Here is a 4122-nt window from a genome sequence, read left to right as displayed (position 1 = left end):
CGGACAACCATTTGTCAAGGTCGTTGAATGTATGTATGGTAGTTTTTAGCATTGTATATGTAGAGCGGCGACTTTGCGAAGTAACGTAGCCATATTGAAGATACGAAAGTGGAGCTGTTTTGCCAAGTCGGTTGTGGTAAGCTGTCTTTCCTCAATCTTTAATAATTGCACCTACCTTAAAAGTTTTCTGTCCTCTGTCGGGCATAACGGAATTAATTCTATTTGCAAAAAAATCCTTGATTAATTCCCAGTTACTTATATTCATACTACCATTCCCGTTTTTGTCGAGGTGGTCAATAACATTTAAAGTACCAATAATTTCAAAATTGTCTCGAAACTTCATAAAGTCTTTTCGGAAAATTAAAAATCCGTATGAACCTAAAAAGTATGGCCGAGTCTCAGGATGAATTGACCACATTTTATCAAGTTCATTATCAGAATATTTGAAGTATTCACACTTTCTATTTCCTATTCCAAAGAATTCGATATTATTAATGTTTGAAGTCGTCGGTTTTTCGAAACTGTCGTAGGTCAATGCCGCGAAAGTAAACTATTGCGGACTTCTGTCCTTGCGCGTACTCGTACAAAGCAACATTTTATATTTATTGTCAGCGGCTTTGAATGTTAACAAATCTCCTCGATTAATATCTGTTATTTTTGCCATAGAATGTACCGCATTTTAAATGGTTTTGCATTGATTCCTCCAGAATCTAAGACTATTATGTGTACATTGTTATTTGAATAATCGGATTTATGTAACAATACAAATAATTACTCCTTAATCTTATTAAGTATTGGTGAATAATGCTTATCTTTAAACTAATGTTATTTATCCTATGCGGCTAATCTTAGGCGTGTAAGGTTAACCAAAAGCCTAATTTATGCGTATTATACAAAAGCTTAGCACTTATTTAAACGAGAAATTCGATGGATTAGTTTTAATCGGTTTGTTATTAGTTCTCATTTTTTACAGTACAGGTTTTATGTTTTTTAATCAATATACAGCTTTGTTGTATGGACTGTTTTCTGGATTAATATTAGTTCTTTTTTTTATAAATTGGCGGACTGAATATTTCATCAACAAATCTGGGTTGGGATTATTAACTTTTGTTATAGTGCTAGAATTTGCATTTATGCTATATGATCAAGTTCATCTGAAAGATGATTGGTACTTTCTGCCATGGGCGGCTATGTTGGGTGGAGTTGTGATGGTAACCATTAGTAACTTAATCGGGTTAAAAAAAATCGTTATTCCCAAAGCACTTTCGAAATTCTTTTATGTAGGCGCTATTTTTCTCTTTTCAACAGTCTATTCCTACGGGCTGCTATCTCTTATAAACATTTTTAATGCGCGGCAAGTCGTTAAATGGGAACGTGCTGAGGTGGGGCTACCATCCTGGGTAATTACTTTTGGAGGAAATTATAACGATGCCATATTTGAGAACAGAGAATGGGGAACTCGTTGGATGAATTTATTTTTTTTGAAATGGGAAGGTGATTTTCCGCATCCGCCAACGACTGCCGAAGTAAAAGTTTTTAAAGGCAACCTTGGAAAAGATTATATGCTCAAAACGTATGATGAGGATGAAAAGAATGACGCAAGACAAATCGACTAACATGGACAAAATTATATATCTTGACAACAATGCATCCACTCCAATGGATCCTAGGGTCTTAGACGAAATGATGCCCTATTTGACAGACAAGTATGGTAACGCAGCAAGTCGTCATAAACTAGGCAAATATTTAGATACTGCGGTCGAGAAGAGTAGGAGACAGATTGCTGATCTTATAGATACCAATGCAGAAGATATTTTCTTTACAGCTGGTGCTACTGAAGCTATCAATATGGGATTACGTGGATTATTGAGGCCCGGGAAACAACATATTATAACTGTACAGACAGAGCATCCCACAGTTTTGGATACCTGCCGGTATCTTGAGACCAAAGGTATTGCGGTTACTTACCTTTCTGTCGATAGCGACGGATTGATAGACCTTGAAGAACTAGAGCGGGCCTTTACACCTCTTACAGCTTTAGTATGTGTGATGCATGTCAACCATGATACTGGTGTGATTCAGGACATAGAGCGAATTGCGGAAATAACACATGCTCATGACGCCTTTTTTATGACCGATGGAAGCCAATCTGTCGGAAAACTCCCTGTTCTCGCACGATCATTTATAGATATCCTCACATTCTCTGCCCATAAATTTTATGGACCAACGGGTATAGGCGGTATTTATTTTAGTCCCAAGGTACCTATGAAACCGCTTATCTTTTCTGGGGGACATGAAGGGGAGGCGAGAAGTGGTACACTTAATGTGCCGGGTATCGTTGGTATGGGCAAAGCCGCTGAACTCGCAGCTTCGCAGATGAATGAAGATGAAGAGCGCATCGGAAAACTACGAGATATCTTAGAACAACAATTATTAGAAATCGGAGGAGCGAAGTTAATAGGTTCTAAAACACACAGGATCTATACAACATGTACAATACGTTTTGATGGTATTAACAGCGAAAATATTGTTCAAAAACTCGATAATATATGTGTTTCCAACTGCTCAGTACTCAGTTATTTTGAAGCAGCACCTTCTCCTGTACTTCAAGCTATGGGATTGAGTAGAGATGAGGCATTTAATGCACTACGATTTAGTTTAGGGCGTTTCACTACAGCAGAAGAAATCGGACAAACTGTGGAAGCTGTAAGCGAGATCATAAACCAATTGCACAATAATAAATCGCTACAGCGAAATTAGGATTTGAATAAAATTATCTCAAAATCTAATGATCTTTGCAACACTTGAATGTCTCAAACCGATTAAATTTGGTGACAAAGCGAAACTTTAGCCAACATGGCCTTCCTTGACAATTAACAAGGGAGCCCATGTTGTTTACTTTATTGTCTTATTAAAACTGCTTAGTTAAATCAGCTACGGTTTCTCGTAGACATTACGACCTCCAAACCAATTTTTTAGCATTAAAATTTATAATAATCTTGAAAGCTAATAACTATAAGCCTATTAAATCAGCATACCACTACCAATTCCAACCTTCCAAAAGCTATAAGAAAGCATTTTCTGATCTGTAAAGTTTTTTCAGGACTCGAAAATATGACAACAGAAAAATAGAACTTTACAAAAAATGGTAACTTAGAATATGAAAACAGTCAATGAACTATTATTGAAATATAATTGTCCAAAACGTCCTCAAAAAGCCAAAACAAAAATTGAACAAATACAAACAATTTTGAGCTTCAATCTTCCTAACGATTACTTATTTTTTTTACAGAATTACTCGGGTTTTGAACGGTTTATAGGATCAGAGTTCGTGAGACTTTGGGACATTGACGAATTAATTGGAGCCAATACCGACTATCAAATTTTTGAGAACCTTCCAAAGACTTTGGCAATTGGCGGAAATGGAAGTAGTGAATTTATTGCAATTGAACAGACAGTTGACAATTCAATTAGGGTAGTACTTACGCCTTTTATTGATTTGGATAAACAATATCATATTGAAATAGGAATCTCTTTTACTGACTTTTTACAACGATTAGACAACGGACAAGAATGGTTCAAATGAAACTTATTTCGTGAAGAGCGTCAGAGACCCGAATCGTATTGGCAATAGTGGGGCTGATATAGGAGCGAGTTATGTCGATTTCTTTGGCGGTCGCTCTACCAGCTATGAGAAGAAGATGGAGGAGATGTACAATCGTATCATAAATACTCTCAATTAACACGTCCAGGCAATTTGTGCGATGCTATTATCGGGCTATAAGAGGCTTCATCGATCCAATTGTATATAAAAAATGAGAAAGCCTAAATATCTTTACCGTACATAATATTACTAATAATATTAGTAATATTATAGAGTGAAACCCCTAGAAATCTTTTGCCGAAATCGGGTGATGTACGCTCAAATTACCGTGCATGATAAAAGCATGGGCATGAAAGATTATCATCTTTACAACAAAAATGGTCTTGCTTTTTATATTTTCAGGAAATCTCAGGGAGTGTGGGAACTGGCATTCGGTGTACTTGCCGATGAGATCAAGGAAGCGTGCATTGACGCCCTTATACTTCGTTTTGATACAGATGTGCCTGAGTTGTTTTATT

The 4122-nt window shown here is 36.5% G+C and carries 4 protein-coding genes; 3 read left to right on the top strand and 1 reads right to left on the bottom strand.

Translation table 11 applies throughout. The annotated features are described in order from the left end of the window. Positions 1 to 151: 151 nt before the first annotated feature. Positions 152 to 343, bottom strand: a complete 192-nt coding sequence (locus tag B3E92_RS11470) for a hypothetical protein (RefSeq protein ID WP_286896771.1) — start codon at positions 341 to 343, stop codon at positions 152 to 154. 790 nt (positions 344 to 1133) lie between these two features. Here B3E92_RS11470 and B3E92_RS11465 point away from each other — a divergent pair. From B3E92_RS11465 to B3E92_RS11455, 3 genes are all read left to right on the top strand, one after another. Further along, a complete protein-coding gene (locus B3E92_RS11465) occupies positions 1134 to 1616 on the top strand; it encodes a hypothetical protein (RefSeq protein WP_286896767.1) in 483 nt (160 codons plus the stop codon). A gap of 1 nt (position 1617) precedes the next feature. After that, entirely contained in the window at positions 1618 to 2760 is a 1143-nt protein-coding gene (locus B3E92_RS11460; RefSeq protein ID WP_286896764.1) for a cysteine desulfurase family protein, read from the top strand. 400 nt (positions 2761 to 3160) lie between these two features. Continuing rightward, positions 3161 to 3586 carry an SMI1/KNR4 family protein gene (locus B3E92_RS11455; RefSeq protein ID WP_286896761.1) on the top strand — a complete coding sequence of 142 codons (426 nt, stop codon included), beginning with the start codon at positions 3161 to 3163 and terminating at the stop codon, positions 3584 to 3586. The last annotated feature ends 536 nt before the right edge of the window (positions 3587 to 4122 follow it).

The sequence above is a fragment of the Sphingobacterium sp. UBA6317 genome (assembly GCF_002440385.1).
GTDB classification, from domain to species: Bacteria; Bacteroidota; Bacteroidia; order Sphingobacteriales; family Sphingobacteriaceae; genus Sphingobacterium; species Sphingobacterium multivorum.
This window is presented reverse-complemented; position numbering and strand designations above follow the sequence as displayed.